Source organism: Pseudomonas sp. WS 5059 (genome assembly GCF_012985525.1).
Taxonomy (GTDB): domain Bacteria; phylum Pseudomonadota; class Gammaproteobacteria; order Pseudomonadales; family Pseudomonadaceae; genus Aquipseudomonas.
Map to the genome: position 1 here is coordinate 107,695 of NZ_JAAQWO010000011.1, position 20,436 is coordinate 128,130.

Genomic DNA, 20,436 nt, shown 5'->3' on the forward strand with positions numbered 1-20,436 from the left:
GAGCACCAGGCAGCTTGCCCTGGGCATCTTTCAACTGGGACTGCCAGTAAGCGAGCTCTCCCGCCAGGCCACCCTGGGTGGCATGGCGTTGCAGATGCTCGGCCCAGGTTTTGCCTGAGTCGGTTTTTGCCGGCAGGCTGATGATCTGCCCCGCTAAGGCTTGCTGGTAAGCGGTCTGCAAGTCTTCAAACAGGATGCGCCACGACACGCCATCGATCACCAGGTGGTGGGCCGCCAGCAGCAGGCGCTGGGTGTTATCGGCCAGGGTCACCAGCACCGCTCGCAGCAGGGGGCCCTGGGCCAGGTCGAGACTGGCCTGGGCCTGGTTGCATAACTCTTCCAGCTCCGTGGTGGAGAGGGCGCAGGCTTGGTACAACGCAGGAGCCTGTTGCCAGTCCTGCTGCTGTTGCGCCACCGAGCGATAGTTGGCCTGCCAGCCTGCAGTGTTTTCGCTGAAGCTCAGGCGCAAACCGTCATGATGGAGGATCAGGGCCTTCAGCGCCTGCTCGAGCGCATCGGCCTGCAACGGTGCCTGGGCCGATAGTAGTACTGCCTGGTTCCAATGGTGACGCTCGGGGATCGCCCGCTGGAAAAACGCCTGCTGTACCGGCAGTAGAGGGGTCGGCCCCGTGAGCGGTTGTTGATCGATTTCCTGCGCGGGCGTACCGGTGCGGGCCAGGATGGCCAGTTGTTGTACGGTCTGGGCTTCGAACAGTTCCTTGGGGCTGAATTGAATCCCGGCCTGGCGCGCGCGACTGACTACCTGGATGGAGATGATCGAATCGCCGCCCAGTTCGAAGAAGTTATCGGTCAGGCCGACGTTCTGTACCTTCAGTACGTCTTGCCAGATATTGGCGATTTGCTGTTCCAACTCGCTCTGCGGGGCAACGTACCGGACCTGCACCTGGCTGGCATCTGGTGCTGGCAGGGCCTTGCGGTCCAGCTTGCCGTTGGGACTCAGCGGCAGGGCATCGAGGAACACCCAGAGTGCCGGGACCATGTAGTCCGGCAGGTGCTCCTTGAGGGTGTTCTTGAGGGTCTCGCGCAGTGCTTCGTTGGCGTTGGCGCTTGGCACCACGTAGCCGACCAGTTGCAGGCCGCGACCGCTGTCCACAGCCAGCACGGCGGCCTCACGAACCTCGGCCTGCTCCAGCAGGCGTGCCTCGATTTCTCCCAGCTCAATGCGCAGACCACGAATCTTCACCTGATGGTCGACACGGCCGATGTACTCGATCACGCCATCGGCTCGCTGCCGCGCCAGGTCGCCGGTGCGATACAGGCGCTGGCCTTTGGTAAAGGGGCTGGCAACAAAGCGCTCGGCAGTCATGCCCGCACGGCGGTGGTAACCACGGGCCAAGCCTTTACCGCCCAGGTATAACTCGCCCACCAATCCCACCGGTAATGGGGCCAGATCGCTATTGAGAACGAACGTGCTGAGGTTGGCGATGGGCTGGCCGATCGGTACGGTGTGAGCCTGTTCCTCGCGGCAGGTCCAGTGGGTGACGTCGATGGCAGCTTCAGTGGGGCCATACAAGTTGTATAGGCTGGCACCCGGCAGGCGGGCGAACACCTGTTGTTGCGTATCCACCTGCAAGGCCTCGCCGCTGCAGACAATCCGGGTCAGGCCGGTGCAACGCTCACTGCTATCGTCTTGCAGGAAGGCTTGCAGCATCGACGGTACGAAATGCAGGGTCGTCACCTGGTGCTCGGTGATCAATTGCACCAGTTTTTGCGGGTCACGATGATCCCCAGGACCAGCCACGACAAGGCGGGCACCTGTCATCAAGGGCCAGAAAAACTCCCACACCGATACATCAAAGCTAAACGGGGTTTTTTGCAGCACGGTGTCGTCGCCGCTTAACCCATAGGCTTGCTGCATCCAGCACAGACGGTTGGTCAGGGCACTGTGGCGGTTGCCGGCACCTTTGGGTTTGCCGGTAGAGCCCGAGGTGTAGATCACGTAGGCGAGGTTTTCCGCCGCCACGCTGATAGCTGGGTTGGTGTCCGGCAAGGCATCCAATGCCAGGGTATCCAGGCACAACGTATGGAGTGTTGCTGGCAGTGGCAGGGTGCTGAGCAGCGATTGCTGGGTCAGCAGCAGGTCGATACCACTGTCGTCGATCATGTAGGCCAGGCGATCAGTCGGATACTCAGGATCCAGCGGCACATAGGCCCCGCCCGCCTTGAGGATGGCGAGCAAACCAACGACCATTTCCACGCTGCGTTCCAGCGCAATCCCCACCAGCCGGTCCGGGCCTACGCCCAGAGCGATCAGATGATGGGCCAGTTGGTTGGCCCGGGCGTTGAGTTGGGCGTAGCTGAGACGAACATCTGCAAATATCAGGGCCGCTGCGTCGGGAGTCTGCTCGACCTGGTGTTCGATCAGCGCCTGTACCGGCCGCTCCAACGGGTAGTGCCTGGCAGTATCGTTCCAGCGATGCACAACCTGCGCGCGCTCGCTGTCGTCCAGCAAGTTTAGCTCGCCGATGGCTCGGTCCGGCCGTTCGGTGAGGCGCAACAGCAGGTTGTGCAGGTGCTGCGCCATCCGTTCGATCACGGCTTCGCTGAAGGCGTCGTGGGCGAAGCTGTAGTGCAGTGACAGGGTTTCCCCGGCATTCAGGGCCAGAGTCAGCGGGTAGTTGGTCTGTTCGTAGGTGTCGACGTTGCCAAACTCCATGCCTTTGGGGGCCTGTTGTTCAAGAGCGTCGGCGATCGGGTAGTTTTCGAACACCAACAGCGTGTCGAATAACGCTTCGCCGTTGTGCCCGGCCCAGCGTTGAATATCGGCCAGCGAGGTATGTTCGTGTTCGCGCAACGACAGGTTCTGCGTTTGCACGGCCTGTAGCCATTGATCGACCCGGGTTTGCGGGTTGACCGTGGCAATCACCGGCAGGGTATTGATGAATAGTCCGACTTGCTGCTCGATACCGGCGATATCTGTCGGGCGCCCGGCGACGGTGGCGCCGAAGCACAGGCTGTCCTGTCCAGTGTAGTGATGCAACAGAAGCAGCCAGGCGCCTTGCAGCAGAGTGTTGAGGGTGACTTTCTGGCGACGGGCAAACTCGTTGAAGTAACGGGTCTCGACGATACCGAAGTGCTGGTAATGATTACCGTGGCCGGTGGCGGTGGTAGGTACGCTGACCAGGCTGCTGGCAAGGCGGGTGGGTTCTTGCAGTGTCGCCAGTTGGGCTGCCCACCAGGTTTGGCTGGCGCTGCTGTCCTGGCGTTGCAGCCAGGCGATGTAGTCGCGGTAGCGCCCCATTCTGGCCGGCAAGGTCTGGCCGGCGTAGCGTTGGAGGATCTCGCCCATGAGTTGGGAGTTGCTCCAGCCGTCCATCAGGATGTGGTGTACGGTGTAGATCAGGTGGTGTTGGGCTTCCCCGGTCTGAATCACCTGCACGTCCAGTAGCGGCGCACGAGCCAGGTCGAAGCGCTGTTGCAAACGCTCCCAGGCCAGTTTATCCAGTGCTGGTTGCAGGTCTGCGTGTTGCTGCCAGTCGTGGCAGACCATGGGCAGTGTCAATCGCTTATGGACCACTTGTACCGGTTGTTGCAGCTCACCTTGCCAGATGAACGAGGTACGCAGGATATCGTGGGCGTCCATCGCCTGTTGCCAGGCATCACGCAAGCCTTGTGGGTCGAGGCCGGTAACGTTCAGGCGCATCTGGTTGACGTAGGCGCCAACGTTTTGCTCGTAGAGCGAATGGAACAGCATGCCTTGCTGCATCGGCGCCAGCGGGTAGATGTCGTCGATCTGCGTGACGGCTATTGGCAGTGCGTCTAGTTGCGCTTGGTCGAGGTGGGCGAGGGGGAAGTCCGAAGGCGTTACGCCACGGTTATGTGGGTCGCAGCAATGCTCGATCAGTTGTGTCAGCTCCTCGGCGTATTCATCGGCCAGGGCTTGCATGCGTGCGGGTTCGAACATCTGCGCACTAAAGGTCCACACCAGGCTCAGTTCGCCGTCGTATACCTGGCCGTTGAGGGTCAACCAGTTACTCAGCGGTGCCTCGGCGCTGTGTTCAGCACCGCTGCTTTCAGGAGCTGGAGCAAAGAGGGCGTCGTCGTTGGCGTTGAAGCTGGTGTCGAACTGGCCCAGGTAGTTGAAAGTGATGCGTGGCACTGGCAGCGCTTGTAGTACTTGCCGCGTCTCGGGGGGGGCCAGGTGGCGCAGGACGCCGAAGTCCAGGCCTTTGTTCGGGATGCTGCGCAATTGCTCCTTGATCTGTTTGATCGTGGTGCCGTGGTCGGACTGGGGCGTCAAGCACACCGGGTACACCGTGGTAAACCAGCCCACGGTGCGGGTCAGGTCGATGTCGTCGAACAAGGTTTCGCGGCCATGGCCTTCGAGTTGGATCAGCACCTGTGGCTGGGCGGTCCAGCGGCTGATGACCCGTGCCAGTGCAGCGAGCAACAGATCGTTGATCTGTGTGCGGTAGGCGCTCGGGGCATCTTGCAGCAGGCGTCGGGTCAGATCCTGATTGAGATGGGTATTGACGGTCTGACTGTCTGCTTTCTTCAGGCTGGCGTCAGCGTGTATCACTGGCAGTTCGGCGCAGCCGTCTGCCAGTTGTTGCCAATAGGCGATCTGTCCTTGTAGTTCGGCACTTTGACCGTAGTCCAGCAGACGCTGGCCCCAGGCTTTATAGGCGCTGGTTTTCTCCGGTAAGGAGAAACCTTCACCCGCTTGCACCTGACGATAGGCCATCTGCAAATCATCAAACAAAATCCGCCACGACACGCCGTCCACCACCAGGTGATGAATAGCCAGCAGCAAACGCTGGCTACCGTCCCCCAGGCTGACCAGCACCGCTCTAAGCAACGGCCCGTCTTGCAGGTTGAGGCTGCGTTGGGCTTCGTCGCCCACCGAGTGCAACTGTGTGGTGTCGTCGATGCGGGTTTGCCATAGCACCGAGGTTGTGCTCGGGCGGTATTCGGCGTGCCAGCCGTGTTCAGCCTGGGTGAAATTCAGGCGCAGGGCGTCGTGGTGGTGGATCAGGGCGTTGAGGGTCTGTTCCAGCAGGTGCGGGTCCAGGGGGGTGGCGGGTTTGAGCAGGACTGATTGGTTCCAGTGGTGACGCTCGGGGATGTCGGTGTCGAAGAACAGGTGTTGGATCGGCAGCAGCGGGGCTGTGCCTGTGACCGGGCCCTGGTCGATTGCGAGGCCCTGGCCGTGGTTTTTTGCCACGCTGGCCAGGCCCTGGATGGTCTGGTGCTGGAACAGGTCCTTGGGGGTGAAGTGGATACCGGCCTGGCGCGCGCGGCTGACGACCTGGATGGAGATGATCGAGTCGCCGCCCAGTTCGAAGAAGTTGTCGTTCAGGCCGATTTTTTCCAGCTTGAGTACGTCTTGCCAGATGCTGGCGATACGCTGTTGCACTTCGTTCTGCGGGGCTACGTAGGCGTGCAGGGCCTGGCTCGCGTTGGGGGCGGGCAGGGCCTTGCGGTCGAGTTTGCCGTTGGGGGTCAAGGGCAGTTGCGCGAGGATCAGCAGGTGGCCGGGGACCATGTAGTCCGGCAGGTGTTCGCCGAGGTGGGCCTTGAGGGTCTCGCGCAAGGCGTCCTGGCGGGCAGTGTCCGTTGCCAGCGCTGTCGGCACCACGTAGCCCACTAACTGCGCGCCGCCCAGGGTTGGGTGGGCGATGACCACGGCTTCGCGCACCGCCTCGTGTTGCAGCAGTTGCGCTTCAATTTCCCCCAGTTCGATACGCAGGCCGCGGATTTTGACCTGATGGTCGATGCGCCCGATGTAGTCGATGACCCCATCGGCGCGGTAGCGGGCCAGGTCGCCGCTGCGATACAAGCGCGCGCCGTTGCCTGCGAACGGATCGGGAATAAAGCGTTCGGCGGTCAGTCCCGGGCGCTGGTGGTAGCCCTGCGCCAGGGAGTCGCCGCCGATCAGCAGTTCGGCGCTGGTGCCCATGGGGCACAGTTGCAGGTCGTGGTCCAGCAGGTAGGTGCGCACGTTGGCGATGGGGCGGCCGATAGGGGCAATGGCACCCTCGGGCAAACTCTGGACATCAAAGAAGGTGCTGTCGATGGTGGCTTCGGTTGGGCCGTAAAGGTTGCACAGGCGGCCGTTCCAGCGTTCGCGCAATTGTGCGACCAGCGGGGTGCCGAGGGCTTCGCCGCCGAGCAGCAGCAGGCGCAGGGATTGCATCTGTGCGCCCTGTTCATCGGCGAGCAAGGCTTGCAGCAGGGAAGGCGCCATTTGCAGCACGCTGATGCGCTGGGCGGCTACTTGCGACCACAGCACTGACAGGTCTTCGGCCAGCTCGCTGGAAGCCAGGACCAACTGCGCACCGTTGAGCAATGGCAGCCAGAACTCCCACACCGAGGCGTCGAAGCTAAAGGCGGTTTTTTGCAAGACCCGGTCCGCAGCGCTCAGGCCCAGTTCGCCCTGCATCCACAGCATATGGTTGGTCAGGGCGCCATGACGCACTTGCACGCCCTTGGGCTGCCCGGTGGAGCCGGAGGTGTAGATCATGTAGGCCAGGTTGTCGGCGCTGACCGTTACCTGGGGGTTGGCGCTGTCATAGCCTTCCAGCCAGTCGCTGTCCTGATCCAGGCTCAGGGACGGCAGGCTGTCAGGGGCGGGCAATGCCAGGCTGCTTTGGCTCAGCAGCAGGCCGATGCCGCTGTCGTTGATCATGTAGGCCAGGCGTTCGGCGGGGTAGGCCGGGTCCAGCGGCACATAGGCGCCGCCGGCCTTGAGCACGGCCAGCAGGGCGATGACCATCTCCAGGCTGCGCTCAAGGCCAAGGCCCACGCAGACGTTGGGGCCGACGCCCAGTTCCAGCAGTTTGTGGGCCAGTTGGTTGGCGCGGCGATTGAGCTGGTCCAGGGTCAGTTGCTGGTCGCCGAACACCACGGCGACAGACTGTGGCTGGCGTTCGGCTTGCTTGGCGACCAACACATGCACAGGTTCTGCGTCGGGGTAGTCGACGGCCGTGGCATTGCACTGCGCCAATTGCTGCCCGCGCTCTTGGTCGCTGAGCATCGGCAGTTCGCCGATCAGGGCATGGGGATGCTCGATCATGGCCTGCAACAGGTTCTGCCAGTGCCCGGCCAGGGTGGCGACGGTCGTCGGACGCAAGCAAGCGGCGTCGTATTCAAAATGCGCGGTGATCTGCTGCTGGCTGTATTCCACGTCCAGCGACAGGTCGAACTTGGCCTGCAGCGGGTGGCTGTCCATAAACCTCAGCTCCAGCGGGCCCAGGTGCAGGGCCTCCTCCTGCGCGGCGCCGACGCGCCAGTTGAACAGGGTCTGGAACAGCGGGTTAGCCTGGGGGCTGCGTTGCAGGTGCAGGTCTTCGAGGATCAGCTCGATGGGGTAGTCGGCATGTTCCAGGGCGGCCAGGGACTGCTGGCGCAGGCCCTGGAGGAACGCGCTGCAGGTTTGCTCGGGCGCCAGCCGCGCGCGATACACCTGGCTGCTGACAAAAAAGCCCACCAGGTCCTGGATCTGCGCCTGGTTACGGGTGGCGTTGGGCACACCGACGGTGAAATCGACCTGGCCGCTGTAGCGCCCCAACAGCAACTGCCAGGCGCCCAGGAGCACCACGAAAGGCGTCAGGCCCTGTTGCTGGCAAAAGGTCTGGAGGCGCTCGCTCAGGTGGGCGGGCAACGCGTGCCGATGATGGCCGGCACCGGCGCTCTTTTCCAGGCGCTCGCGAGGCAGCTGCAGGGTGGGGATTTCGTCGCCCAGGCAAGCTTTCCAATACTGCGCGGCTGCGCTGTGTTGCGGCGTCTGCGGGTAGTCCTGGCGCTGCCATTGGGCGTAGTCGGCGTACTGGATGGCCGGGCGCGGCAGGGCCTGGCCCGGTTGGCCGAGGGCGCTGGCCAGGTCGTGGATCAGGATCGGGTTGGACCAGGCGTCCGAGACAATGTGGTGCATGTTGAGCAGCAGCACGTAGTCCTGCTCGGCCCGTTTGAGCAGGCTGCTGCGAATCAGCGGCGCCTGGCGCAGGTCGAAGGGTTGGGTGGCGTGCTGGCGGATACGCTGTTGCAGCAGCAGGTCGCGCTGCTGGCTGTCCAGGGCGCTCAGGTCCTCTTCCAGCAGGGTCAGCCGCGCATCATGCTCGATGACTTGCAGCGGCGTGCCGTCGGTGTCGCGAAAGGCGGTGCGCAGGATATCGTGGCGGTCGATCACCCGGTTCAGCGCTGCTTCCAGGGCGCGCGCGTCTACCGGGCCCTTGAGGGCAATCGCCCGTGGCAGGTTGTAAGCATGGCTCTGGGGATCGAACTGTTGCAGGAACCACAGGCGCTGCTGGGCGAACGACAGCGGTACCGGGTCATGCCCGGCGAGGCTCTGGATGGACTGCCCGGCGCCGGCTTCATCGGCCAGCAACAGGGCCAGCAGGTCGTCGTCGGGAAGTTGGTTCAATTGGTTCATGATCGATCTCGTCGCCGTCGGCAGAGGAAATAAGCTGTGTCAGGAAGACGAAGTTCGATCGATCAGATTTAGGCGCAATAGCCGGCGGGAGGCGTTGTAGGAGCCGGCTTGCCGGCGATGAGGCTCGTGGCTTCATCGCATGCCTTGAGGCAGCCATCGCCGGCACGCCGGCTCCTGGGGGAGGGAGGTCAGGCGCAGGCTTTTTCGCTGATGACGCGACCGGCCTGCATGCGTACCAACTGGTCGGCGACGTCGAAGTAACGGTCGTCGTGGGAGATGACGATGATGGTCTTGCCCAGGCGCTTGAGGTCCGGCAGCAGCTCGGTGTAGAAAATCCGTCGGAAGGTCGGGTCCTGGTCGGCCGCCCACTCGTCAAATACCAGCACCGGACGCTCATCGAGCCAGGCGTTGACCAGGGCCAGGCGCTTGCGTTGCCCGGTGGACAGGTCGGTGGTGGTGAACGCGCCATCGCGCACGCTGACCTTGTGCGCGATCTCCAGGCGCTCCAGGTATTGGGTGGCGTCGTCGGGCAGGGCCTTGTCGTTCTGCACCAGGTCGTCGAACAGGAAGTAGTCGGCAAAGATCGTGGTGAACATCTGGCGGTAGTCGTCCAGGCCCAGGGCGTCCACGGGCAGGCCGTTGAGGCGGATTTCGCCTTGCTGCGGGGTGTACAGGCCCAGCAGCAGCTTGATCAGGGTGGTCTTGCCGCAGCCGTTTTCGCCGACGATAAACAGGATTTCCCCAGGCTCGATGCTCAGGTTGACCGGCCCCAGCTTGAATGGCTCGCTGCCTTCCACGGGCGGGAAGGCGTACTGCACGTTGCGCAGTTCCAGGTGCTTCATCACCGGCACGCTTTTGTCGGCGTCATCGAGCAGCAGGTGCGGTTCCGGCGAGGAGAAGCGCTCCGACAGGTCGGCAATGCGCCGGAAGGCGATTTGTGCGCGGCTGATGATCGGCAGGTTGCCGATCAGGTTTTCCAGCGGGCCTTTCATGTACAGCAGCACCAGGACAAAGCCGCTCATCACCGCCGGGTCAGAGCTGGGCCAGAACTGTTGCAGGGTCAGCGCCAGGCCGATGACCACGAAAAACAGCATCGAGCCCAGGCTCTTGGCGATCACAAAAATATTGATCGAGCGGATATGGGTGTCGCAGATATGGTCGGCGGTGCCCTGGATATTGCGGGTGTGCATGGCGTGCCGGCGTGGGCGATGGATGCGCAGTTCCTTGGCGCCCTCGGCAATCGCCGAGTAGTGTTTTTGCAGGTTGTCTTCGGCGTCACGGGCCGCGTAGAAGCCCTTGATGCCTTTGCTCTGGGCCACGAACTGCACCGCCGAACCAATGCCGATGGCCAGCAGGGTCATGAGGAAGATCGGCCAGGACAGCACCGCCAGGTAGCCCAGGCAGCCCAGGATCACTGTGGTCGAAATCGCCAGCGGGGCAAAGGCGAAGGCAAAGTCGCTGATGGTGTCCACGTCATGGGTCAGCACCGGGATCAGGCGGTGGGTGCGATAGCGCTCGATCTGCTCGATGGGCGCGGCGAGCACCTTGGCGCCGAGGTCCTTGCGCAGTTTGGCAATCACCTTCTGCCCAACGAAGTTGGTGCCGATATCGGCGCCGATACTGCTGAGCAACGCCAGCAGGCACAGCCCGGCGAAGGCCAGGACCACGCCGGTGCCCATGCCGTCGGCGCTGTGCAGGCCGCGGTTGACCGTGGCCAGCAGCGCGGTGACGCTGAGGCCGCCGACGATGCCCAGGGTGATGGAAGAAATGACAATCCGTCGATAGGGCTTGAGCAGGCTCAAGAGTTCGCGAATGGCGCTGCGCGGTGCTGCGGTCATGAAACTACCTCGATCGCGACGTGGCTACGTGCTGTGGGCAAGTGAAGGCCTGCGCGCGAAGGTTTACCGCTGGCAGGCCGATAGTAGGAGGACGAGTCGGGCCCGGCGCGATTTAGCCGCGTCCCGAGTTGCACAGGCTCAGAGCTCCCGTGCCACGCGAAAGCCCAGCCAGTCGCCGCGCACGTTGGGATAGAGGTTGTTGCGGTTGCCGGAGCGGGAAAACACCGGCGCCTCGCCCCAGTCGTTGCCGCGAATCTGCCGCACCTCGCATTGCCCGGTCAGCCAGGCACTGCCATCGCTGGGCGCTCCCACATAGCTGTCGTTTTCACAGTCTTCGACCCATTCGTAGACGTTGCCATGCATGTCATACACGCCGAACGCATTGGGCGCATAGCTGCCGGCCGGCGCGGTGTAGCTGTAGCCATCGGCCGGCCCGTAGGTGTTGGCGTGCTTGGCGATGCTGTATTCCTTGCCCTCGTCGAACGGGAACGGGAAGGGCCCGGAGGTGCCGCCACGGGCGGCGTACTCGCGCAGGGATTCGCTGACCATGCGGTACTGCTTGCCGGTTTTCTTCGACAGCCAAGCGACATAGGCGCGGGCTTCGGCAAAGTCCATGCACACGGCTGGATGTTTGGCGCTTATCTTGTAAGTGGGCTTGCCGGCCGTGCATTTGCGGCCAGGGCGGTCGTCGCCGTCGGGCATTTTGTAGCCGGTTTCTTGCAGGTAGCTGTCCCATTCGCCGGCCAACACCTGGAAGCGGCTGATGGCCACGGGTTTGGCGAAGGTCACGTCATGGATCGGGCCTTCATCGGGCTGGCGGCCGACTTCATCGTCCGGGGTGCCCATCTTGAAGGTTCCGGTGGGCAGCACCACCATTTCCGGGCAGTTCTTGCAGTCCTTGAACACGGTGCCGGGCTTGGGCGGCGTGGCGGCCTGGGCGGAGGGTGCCAGGCAGGCGATCAATGCCGTCAGCGCCAGGGACTTGAGCAGCGTTGGGGTGAGCGGTTCATCGTTCATGAGTCGTCTCGTGGGCAAGAAAAAAGGGGATCAGAGGGCTTTGTCGAGCAGGGCCAGGAAGCGGTCGACCTCATCTTCGGTATTGAGCAGGCCCGGCGCGGTACGCACCACCGGGCCGACGTCGCGGTTCACCGCGTCGCTGACCACGCGGTTTCGCATCAGGTAGGCGGCCACCTTGTCGCTGTCCTGGCCCTTGACCCGGAAGAAGCTGAAACCGGCCGACAGCTGCGGGTTGGCCGGGGTGACCAGCTCGATGTTCGGTCGCGCCTGCAAGCGCTCCTTGAGGTAGGAGTTGAGGCTGTGGATGCGCTGCTGAACCTCGGCCTTGCCCAATTGCAGGTGCAGCTTGAAGGCCTCGTCCAGCGCCCAGCGATGCTCAAAGGCGTGATAGCCGCCGGGGGAGAAGGTGGTGGCGAAATCGGTGTCTTCGGAAAACGTCGGCATGCTCGGGGTGAGGGTGGTCACTTGCTCCGATGCGGCGCACACCAGGCCAGTGCCCCGTGGGCCGAACATCCATTTATGGGTGCCGGCGATAAAGAAGTCGCAGTGCATGTCCGGGAAGGCCAGGTCTTCGACGCCGAAGCCATGCACGCCATCGACCACGTAGAGGATCCGATCCTTTTCTTCGCGCCCCTGGTTGTGGCGCTTGACCAGTTGCCCGATTTCAGCGATCGGCAGCTTCACGCCGCTGCCCGACTGCACCCAGGTCATGCCCAGTACTCGGGTGTTGGGGCGAATGTTGCGCTCGATGGCCGTCAGCACTTCATCGACCGACACGTGGTGGGGGTTGGCGAACAGCTTGATCTTGCGCACCTGGGTGCCGTCACGCTGGGTGCGCAATGCGAGGATGCTGTCGGTGGAAAAGTGCTCGTGCTCGGTGGTGAGGATTTCCTGGTCGGGGCGCACGTGGATGCCGCCGTAGATCATCGCCAGGCCCTCGGTGGTGCTGCCGGTGAGGGCGATCTGGCTGGGTTTGGCTTGCAGGTAGCGGCCGGCCCATTCACGCACCTGGCCTTCGCGTTTCCAGGGTTCCTGCAGGTCCCAGTCCATGGTCAGGCCGGGGTTGCGGTCAAGGGCGGCGCGGTGGCGCTCGATGGCTTCGCGCACGGGCCTTGGGTGCGAGGTGATCAGGAAATTGGAGAAATGGATGTAGTTTGGATCCTGGTCGAACAGTTGGCGCAGGCCGGCCCATTTATCGGCGGGGGCCTTGGTGCTAGCCGCCTGCACGTGCAGGCTGGTCCCCAGCGGCAGGCTGGCGGCGAGGATGCCGGCCTGTTTGAGAAAGGTGCGACGGTCGGTCATGGCGTTTGCTCGCTTGGCAGCACACCAGGCTTGGCAGACTTTTGCACCTGCTCCCACACCCGCAGGAAATTGCCGCCCCACAACTTGGCGATATCGGCTTCGGAGTAGCCGCGGGTGATCAGCTCGGCGGTCACGTTGCGCACTTCACTGACATCGTTCCAGCCCTTGACGCCGCCGCCTTCGTTGAAGTCCGAGGCAATGCCGACGTGGTCGATACCGATCTTGCGCACGGTGTAGTCAATGGCGTTTCCCAGGTCCTTGAGGCTGGCCTTGGGTTCTTCTTCGAGAATGGCGTAGAGCTCGCTGGCGTACTCGCCGAACTTCTGCTCCGGCCAGGCAGCGATGATCGGGTCGCCGGGCATCAGGGCCATCGCCAGGTTGGGCAGGGGTGGCAGGTCGAAACGCGCGCGCAAGGTATTGAGCTTGTCCTGGATCGGCTGGCTCAACGGGCGCAGATACCCGCCGAAGGCCACCACTTGCACCACGCCGCCACTGTTCTTGATCAGTTGCAGTTCTTTGTCGCTGAGGTTGCGCGGGATATCCACCGAGGCCCGGGGCGCGGAGTGGGAGGCGACCATCGGGGTGCGGCTAAGCTGGGCGACTTGCTCAAGGGCGGTGGTCGACATTTGCGAGACGTCGATGATCACGCCCAGGTCGTTCAGGCGCTGCACTGCTTGCTTGCCGATGGCCGAGAGGCCGCCGAGGGCATCCGGCGAATCATTGAAAAACGGCAGCGGGCGCGAGGAGTCGGCCCAGCTGTTGTTGCCGATGTAGCTGAAGCCGAACATGCGCATGCCGCGCGCCGTCCACATGTCCAGCAGGTTCAGATCATTGCCCAGGGGGTAGGCGTTGAGCATGCTGATAAAAATCGCAAACTTGCCCTCGCCATGCAGGCGGCGCAAATCGGCCGGGGTGTAGGCGATGCCCACCTGGTTGGGGAAGTCGCGGACCATGCCGGCGATGATCTTGTAGCGCACCTCTTGCTGGTGCCGGGCTTCGTCGACAAAACCTGCGGTGGGTTTGTGTGGTGCATTGGGGCCATTCCACAGCTCGGGCCAGCCGAAAATCGTCAGCGCCGCCCCCGACAGCCGCCCGCGACTGGCCTTGACCAGGTCGAACTGGCCGCTGCCGTCCTTGTCTGCTTCATGGCCGGCGGTGCCGAAGTCCAGGGGCACGGTGATATGGCTGTCGAACGATATCAGGCGGTCCTGCAGTTCATTGGCCTGCTTGATCACTTCCAGCGGGTAGCCGGCATTGCCGCCAAACCAGTGATCCCAGGCCAGGCCTGCGCCGGCAGCAATGGCCAGGGCCAAGGGCAGGCCGATGTATAGAGCCTTTTTCGAACGTGGTTTTGTCATTGCCATCTCAGTCGGTTCGCCTTTGAGGTGCGGGCGCAAGGGGCCTTTGCTATCTGGGGAGAACGAGCGCAGGGCCGGGAAATTTAAGCGCGGCCCCTACAGTAAATTTGCCGCCCGGCTAAACGTTCTAGCTTGGATAAAGCCTGCTCCAGGGCTGACACAGGTAGGAACATGACGATTTCTCGACGAGGGTTTATCGCAGGCCTGGCGCTGACCGGCGCCGCCGTACCTGCTGCCTTTTATGCCCATCGCGAGTTGACGCGTGAGGAATTTCCCATCACTCCCGAGGAAGCCACGGTGGACCTGGCGGACACCGCCGGCCAGCAGTTGGCGAACAGCCTGCGCGGGATCTGGAGCCTGCGCCTGGAAGGGCGTGACGCCGGGCTGCAAGGCTTGCCCCTCGACGGTCTGGAACTGTTTCTTGATATTGCGCCGCGCGGCCGTGGCGTGCGTGGCTACCTGGACACCGCTGGCCAACTGCGTGGGCAGGGCGAGCCGCGCTATCAGGTGCTGGGTGACCTGGCGCCGGGCGACGCGGCGCTGTTGTACTGGCGCCTGATCGACCGCGACGCGCCGGACGGCATGCCGGCCTATGAATTGACGATGCGCCTGGATGAAGTCTGGGGCAGCTTCGGCAATGCCGGCAGCGGCACCCTCAGCGGGCAGATTCTCAATCTCGACCGGCCCCTGGCGCTGCTGGAGCTGGATAACCGGTTTGTCGCCACCAAACAGCTGTTCCCCGAAGCCCGCGAACGTATCGGTCTGAACCCAGCACTGCTGGCATGGTTGATTGCCCCCGAACACCGCCTGTTCCACCAGCTCTGGCACGCCACGCGGGACCAGTGGCACAAGCTCCCCGAGGACAAGCGCAACGCCCTGCGCGGCATCGGTTGGCAGCCCGGGCCACGGGACCAAGAGCGCGATGCCCGTGGCCCGCGCAAGGACCGCAACGGCTCGGGTATCGATTTTTTCTTTATGCATCGGCATATGCTCGGTACGGCGCGCTCCCTACAAGACTTGCCGTCCTGGCCGCGCTTCCCGCCGCCGCAGCCCGAGCTTGAGCGTGATCGCCAGGGCTTCGCGCGCTACTTTGACAATCACGATGGCTTCGCACTGCCGCCGACCTGGATGGCCAGTGGCGACGAGCAGTACAGCCAGTGGGTCAGTGATATCAAGGCTTGCGAGACCTATCACAGCAACTTCCAGGTGTGGGAGTCGCAGTACCGCGACCCGCGTTACCTGGCCAGGTTGACCCTGGGCCAGTTCGGCTCGGAGGTTGAGCTGGGGCTGCACGATTGGCTGCACATGCGCTGGGCGTCGGTGCCGCGCGACCCTTCCAACGGCGCACCGGTGCCCTTTGCGCGCGATCCTGCGGATTTTTCGGCGCGTTGGTATGAGCCTGAAAATGACTTTTTGGGCGACCCGTTTTCCTCCCATGTGAACCCGGTGTTCTGGCATTTCCACGGTTGGATCGATGACCGGCTGGAGGACTGGTTCCGCGCCCATCAGCGCTTTAATCCGGGTGAGCTGAGCCGCCTGGAGGTCAACGGTGTGCCATGGTTTGCGCCAGGGCGCTGGGTCGAGGTGGGTGATCCATGGCTGGGGCCGGATACCCATGGTTGCAGCACCACCCCGGGATTGCAGATGGGGCGCACCGTGGAGATGGATCCGGAAACCATGAAGCTGGCGTTGCGCATCACCTTCGGCGCTGATGATGACAAGTTGCAGGACTTGTTCCGCAAGGTGCCGAAGCGGCCGTGGTATGCGCGGCATTTGAAGGTCAGGGAACGGACGATTTGACCTGTCCGATCAACGTCAAACGGTAGGCGCTGGCTTGCCGGCGATGGCAATGGCGATGGGGCAGGCAACATCGCCGGCAAGCCAGTTCCCACATTAGATCCTCATCGTTAAAGACCAGACGCCTGCCACCCCCCTCCCAGTGCCTTGTACAGCGCAATACTCGCCCCCAGCCGTGCCTGGCGCAGTTGCACGTTCAAATCCTGGGCGGCATACAGCGTGCGCTGGGTTTCCAGTACGGTAAGCAAGTCCTCCGCGCCAGCCTCATAGCGGCTCTGGGCGATACGGAAGGCTGTCTGTGCCTGGTCCAGTTCTTCATGCTGCCACTGGCGCTGTTCGTCCAGTCGGCGAATGCTGCTCAGGGCCTTTTCTACATCGGCAAAGCCATTGATGATCGCGCCGCGATAGGTTTGCAGCAGCTCATCCTGGCGTGCCGTGGCCTTGTCGCGTTCGGCGCTGAGGCGGCCGTTGTTGAAAATCGGTGCGATCAGCCCGCCCGTGAGGTTGTAGAACGGGTTGCGCAGCATATCGCCAGCACGGTTGGCGCCCGAGCCCAGGTTGGCGCTGAGGGTCACGCTGGGCAGCATGGCGGCGCGGGCGACGATGATGTCGGCCTGGGCGGCCGCCAGTTGCGCTTCGGCGCTGGCAATGTCCGGGCGGCGGCTGAGCAGGTCGCTGGGTACGCCGGCGGCGATGCTTGGCCAGCGCAGTTGCTCAAAGGCCTGGGGCGTCAGTTGCAGCGTCTGTACCGGTTGGCCGAGCAGGGCGGCGAGGCTGATCCGTGCGGCTTCGGTCCGCTGGCGTACCTCGGGCAGTTGGCGTTGCTGCGCGGCGACCAGGCTCTTTTGCTGGGCCAGTTCCAGTTGGGTGGCAGAGCCCGCGTCATGCCGGGTCTGTACCAGCTTGAGCACGTTCTGCGCATTGGCCAGGTTGAGCTCGGCGATGCGTTGTTGCTCGTGCAGGGCCAGGAGCTGGGTGTAGGTGGTGGCCACGCCGCTGAGCAGGGTCAATTCCACCGTGGCGCGCTCGAATTCGCTGGCGCGCACCGCCAGTTCAGCACTGTCGCGAGCGGCGCGCTTGCCGCCCCAGAAGTCGATTTCGTAGGTGGCCGTCAGGCTGGCATTGAAATAATCCACCGCGTCATTGTTGTTGTCGGCATCCAGTTCGCTGTAGCCGTTGCCGCGCAGCAGTTTCTGGCGGTTGGCGTTGAGCCCGCCCTTGAGTTCGGGCAGCAGCGGCGCGCCGGCCACCACGGCGCCGGCCTGGGCCTGGCGCACCCGGGCCATGGCGCTGGCCAGGTCGTAGCTGCCGGTGCGGGCCTGTTCGATCAGTTGGTCGAGCTGCGGGCTGGCAAAGGCCTTCCACCATTGCTGGTTGACGTGCAGAGCGTTGGCCTGGCTTGCCGTGTCCCAGGCCGGCGGCGGCTGCAGGCCGCTGGCCGGGCGCTGCGCCGGGCTGCTGCACGCGGCCAGCAGCAGGCTGGCGGCAACGAGGGTCAAGTGCGCTTTCATAGGGCGATCATTCACTGGTAAGGGCCGTGACCGGGTCGAGCCGGGCTGCTTTGCGGGCCGGCATAAAGCCGAAGATGACGCCGGTGACCAGCGCGCAGGCGAAGGCGCCCAGGGCTGCGGGCAGCGAGAAGGCGACGGCCACGCTGCTGAGGATCAGCGCGCCACCGACCAGCAGGGCCAGGCCGATCCCGGCCACCCCTCCGACCACCGTGAGCATCACCGCTTCGGTGAGGAACTGGCGCAGGATGTCGCGCTGCCGGGCGCCAGTGGCCATGCGGATGCCGATTTCCCGGGTGCGTTCGCGCACGGTCATCAGCATGATGTTCATCACGCCGATGCCGCCCACCAGCAGCGAAATGGCGGCAATCGAGCCGAGCATCAGCGACAGGGTGTTCTGGGTCCGGGCCTCGGCCTGGATCATCGCGGCGTTGTTGGTCAGTTCAAAATCCCGCTTGCCGTTGTGCAGGCGCAGCAGCAACTGGTCGATGGCTTTTTCGGCCTCATGCACCTTGCGCGCGTCGGCGGCGGCAATCACCACGTATTCAGGGTTATAGGTGCCGAACAGGCGAATACTCGCGGCAGAGTAGGGGATGGCGATACGGTCGTCGCTGTCCTTGTCGCCGGAGCTGGCCCCTTTTTCGGCAAGCACGCCGATCACCTGGAACGGCACGTTTTCGATCAGGATGTATTGGCCGATGGGGCTGGGCAGGTCCTTGAACAGCTTGTCGCGCACCCGTTTGCCAATCACCGCGACGGTAGCGGCGGCGCGTTCGTCAGCCTCGGTGAAGTAGCTGCCCTCGACCACTGGCCAGTTGAAGATCGTCGGGAAGTTGGTGTCGTTGCCGCCGACATAGGCCATGTGGTCGACATTGCCGAAACGCACCCCGGCCTCCGCGCCATTGACCGGCATGATTCGCTTGACCTGGGGCAGGGCGGCCATGGCGGCGACGTCGTTCATGGTGATAATGCCGGGCGGCGTACGTGGGTTGGGCGCCGAGCCGCTGACATACAGGATGTTGGAGCCAAAGGCGCCCATCTGCGCCATGACCTGGCGTTTGCTGCCTTCGCCCACGGCCAGCATCACCACCACCGAGGCCACGCCGATAATGATCCCCAGCAGGGTCAGGGCCGTGCGGAAGCGGTTGATCCACATGACCCGCCAGGCCGCCTGCACCGCGTCCACCAGTTCAGCCTTCCACGCGCCGTTGTGCTCGGCGCCGTCGGCCAGGCGTTGGCGCAGGTCCACCGCTTGCAGGGCCTTGGGGTTGGCTTCAGTGGCGGGCTGGTTGTGGGTGTTGGGGGTGTCGCTGATGATCAGGCCGTCGCGGATCTCGATGATGCGCTTGGCCCGCGCCGCCACTTCGCGGTCGTGGGTGATCAGGATCACCACGTGGCCCTGGCTCGCCAGTTCGTCGAGCAGGGTCATGACCTCGGCGCCGCTATGGCTGTCGAGGGCGCCGGTAGGTTCGTCGGCGAGGATGATATGCCCGCCGTTCATCAAGGCCCGGGCAATCGACACCCGTTGCTGCTGGCCGCCGGACAACTGGTGCGGGCGGTTGCCGGTGCGCCCGGCCAGCCCCAGGCGGGTCAGTAGGGCGGCGGCGCGGGCGTGGCGTTCGGCGGCCGGTGTGCCGGCATAGATCGCCGGCATCTCGACGTTTTCCTGGGCCGAGCCGGACGGGATCAGGTGGTAGCCCTGGAACACAAAGCCAAAGGCCTCGCGGCGCAGCCAGGCCAGTTCGTCGGTGTCCAGTTGGGCGACGTTTTCCCCGGCGAACAGGTATTGGCCGACGGTGGGGCGGTCGAGGCAGCCGAGGATATTCATCAGGGTCGACTTGCCTGAGCCGGAGGCCCCGACAATCGCCACGAATTCCCCGGCATGGATCGACAGGTCGATCCCGCGCAGCACATCGACCTGGGGCGCATCACCGCCCCCGTAGGATTTGCGGATGTCCCGAAGTTCGATCAGCGGCGTCAACATTCAGCCTCCGCTGCTTTCGGCGGGGCCGATCAGCAGATGATCGCCTTCGTTGAGGCCGTCGAGGATCTGGATGCGCAGGCGATCGCTGATACCCACCCGCACCTCACGGTCTTCGATGCTGCCGTCCTTGGCCACCACACGGGCCAGTTGCATGTCGGGGCGGGTGCTGCCCTGCAGGGCCGCGACGGGCGCGGTCAGCGCATCGGTGACGCGGCTGGCGACGAAAAACACCTGGGCGGTCATTTCCGCCATCAGTGCGTTGTCGGCGTTGTCCACATCCAGCAGCACGGTGTACAGCACCACCCGGCCGCTGCCGCTCTTGCTCGAACTGCTGGGGCTGCCGCCACCCTGGCTGGTTTCGTTGAGGGGCTTGGGCGGCACCGGCAGGATCTGGCGCACGGTGCTGGTCCAGCGCCGGTTGCCACCGCTCAGGGTGGTGAAATAGGCCTGCATGCCCGGTTTGACATGGCCGATATCGGCTTCCGAGACTTCCGCCCACACGGTCATCGGCGACAGGTTGGCAATGCGCAGGATCAGCGGCGTCTGCTGCTGGCTGTTGAGGGTCTGGCCTTCGCGGGCATCCACGGCCACCACGGTGCCGGAGATCGGCGCATAGATGCGCGTGTAGCCCAGCTCAGCCTGATCAACCCGCAGCGTGGCCTGGGCCTGGCTGATCTGCGCCTTGAACATGTTGATGCGCGCCTGGGTGGCGTCCAGTTCGGCCTGGGCGGTTTGCACGTCTTCATCGCGGGTGGCGCCACCGGCGGCCAGGCGTTGCTGGCGCTGGTACTTCTGCTGCGCCAGGCGGTGTTGCGCGTGCTGTTCCTGCAGTTGGGCCTGCAAATTGGCGATGGAGTAGCGGGTGGCGTCGAGCTTGGCTTGTTGGGTGGCGGGGTCGATCTCTACCAGCAGGTCGCCTTCCTTGACTTGGGCGCCGGCTTCGACGTGAATCTTGCGGATCTGCCCGGAGGCCTGGGCGCCGACATCCACGTAACGCCGCGGTTGCAGGGTGCCGAGGGCGGTCACGCTGCTTTCGATATCGCCCCGGTGTACTTGCAGGGTGGCAAATTTATCCCGGCCGGGCGGGATCAGTTGCCAGGCGGCGAACGCGGCCACGGGGATCAGGCAAAGTGCTGCCAGCAGAGCGCGCCGGGTGTGTCGGGGACGGTTCATGCACGGGTTCCAGCCAGGAAAGTTCGGACCGCAGCTCAATCGCCCACAAGGGCAGAGACAGGCGCGG

Annotated in this window: 9 protein-coding genes (1 of these 9 only partly in view); 1 reads left to right on the forward strand and 8 read right to left on the reverse strand. The window is 63.9% G+C overall.

What is annotated here, in order from left to right:
- The 5 genes from HBO12_RS26460 to pvdM form a co-directional block, all read right to left on the reverse strand.
- On the reverse strand, positions 1-8,392 hold the 5' portion of the coding sequence (locus HBO12_RS26460; RefSeq protein WP_170043716.1) for a non-ribosomal peptide synthase/polyketide synthase. Its footprint begins 3,926 nt before the window's first position; only the first 8,392 of its 12,318 coding nucleotides appear in the window; it begins with the start codon at positions 8,390-8,392; its stop codon lies beyond the left edge, outside the window.
- A 188-nt stretch (positions 8,393-8,580) separates the two neighbouring features.
- Positions 8,581-10,230 carry a cyclic peptide export ABC transporter gene (locus HBO12_RS26465; protein ID WP_169954766.1) on the reverse strand — a complete coding sequence of 550 codons (1,650 nt, stop codon included), beginning with the start codon at positions 10,228-10,230 and terminating at the stop codon, positions 8,581-8,583.
- 138 nt (positions 10,231-10,368) lie between these two features.
- Positions 10,369-11,247, reverse strand: a complete 879-nt coding sequence (gene pvdO, locus HBO12_RS26470) for a dihydropyoverdine dehydrogenase (protein WP_169954765.1) — start codon at positions 11,245-11,247, stop codon at positions 10,369-10,371.
- Positions 11,248-11,277: 30 nt separating this feature from the next.
- The gene (gene pvdN / locus HBO12_RS26475) at positions 11,278-12,549 is read right to left on the reverse strand and encodes a pyoverdine-tailoring periplasmic protein PvdN (protein ID WP_170043717.1); all 1,272 of its coding nucleotides are present in this window, start codon (positions 12,547-12,549) and stop codon (positions 11,278-11,280) included.
- Positions 12,546-13,907 carry a pyoverdine-tailoring dipeptidase-like protein PvdM gene (gene pvdM / locus HBO12_RS26480; RefSeq protein WP_170043718.1) on the reverse strand — a complete coding sequence of 454 codons (1,362 nt, stop codon included), beginning with the start codon at positions 13,905-13,907 and terminating at the stop codon, positions 12,546-12,548. Before pvdM ends, pvdN begins: the two co-directional genes overlap by 4 nt.
- A 171-nt stretch (positions 13,908-14,078) precedes the next feature.
- Here pvdM and pvdP point away from each other — a divergent pair, with 171 nt between their 5' ends.
- Complete coding sequence (pvdP, locus tag HBO12_RS26485; protein ID WP_170043719.1) at positions 14,079-15,707, forward strand: pyoverdine maturation tyrosinase PvdP; 1,629 nt, start codon at positions 14,079-14,081, stop codon at positions 15,705-15,707.
- Positions 15,708-15,814: 107 nt separating this feature from the next.
- Here the strand turns inward: pvdP and HBO12_RS26490 are convergent, their stop codons facing one another.
- Genes HBO12_RS26490 through HBO12_RS26500 form a run of 3 tightly spaced genes read right to left on the reverse strand, consistent with a single transcriptional unit; the run spans position 15,815 to position 20,369 of the window.
- The gene (locus HBO12_RS26490; RefSeq protein ID WP_170043720.1) at positions 15,815-17,215 is read right to left on the reverse strand and encodes an efflux transporter outer membrane subunit; all 1,401 of its coding nucleotides are present in this window, start codon (positions 17,213-17,215) and stop codon (positions 15,815-15,817) included.
- A gap of 7 nt (positions 17,216-17,222) precedes the next feature.
- Positions 17,223-19,196, reverse strand: coding sequence for a MacB family efflux pump subunit (locus tag HBO12_RS26495; RefSeq protein ID WP_169954760.1), 1,974 nt, complete (start codon positions 19,194-19,196; stop codon positions 17,223-17,225).
- Positions 19,197-20,369, reverse strand: coding sequence for an efflux RND transporter periplasmic adaptor subunit (locus tag HBO12_RS26500; RefSeq protein ID WP_170043721.1), 1,173 nt, complete (start codon positions 20,367-20,369; stop codon positions 19,197-19,199).
- Positions 20,370-20,436: the final 67 nt, after the last annotated feature.

Bases quoted from the DNA above. Each gene is read 5' to 3' on its own strand.
- pvdP (WP_170043719.1), top strand. From the start codon at position 14,079: ATGACGATTTCTCGACGAGGGTTTATCGCAGGCCTGGCGCTGACCGGC.
- pvdM (WP_170043718.1), bottom strand. From the start codon at position 13,907: ATGACAAAACCACGTTCGAAAAAGGCTCTATACATCGGCCTGCCCTTG.
- HBO12_RS26490 (WP_170043720.1), bottom strand. From the start codon at position 17,215: ATGAAAGCGCACTTGACCCTCGTTGCCGCCAGCCTGCTGCTGGCCGCG.
- pvdN (WP_170043717.1), bottom strand. From the start codon at position 12,549: ATGACCGACCGTCGCACCTTTCTCAAACAGGCCGGCATCCTCGCCGCC.
- HBO12_RS26500 (WP_170043721.1), bottom strand. From the start codon at position 20,369: ATGAACCGTCCCCGACACACCCGGCGCGCTCTGCTGGCAGCACTTTGC.
- pvdO (WP_169954765.1), bottom strand. From the start codon at position 11,247: ATGAACGATGAACCGCTCACCCCAACGCTGCTCAAGTCCCTGGCGCTG.
- HBO12_RS26465 (WP_169954766.1), bottom strand. From the start codon at position 10,230: ATGACCGCAGCACCGCGCAGCGCCATTCGCGAACTCTTGAGCCTGCTC.
- HBO12_RS26495 (WP_169954760.1), bottom strand. From the start codon at position 19,196: ATGTTGACGCCGCTGATCGAACTTCGGGACATCCGCAAATCCTACGGG.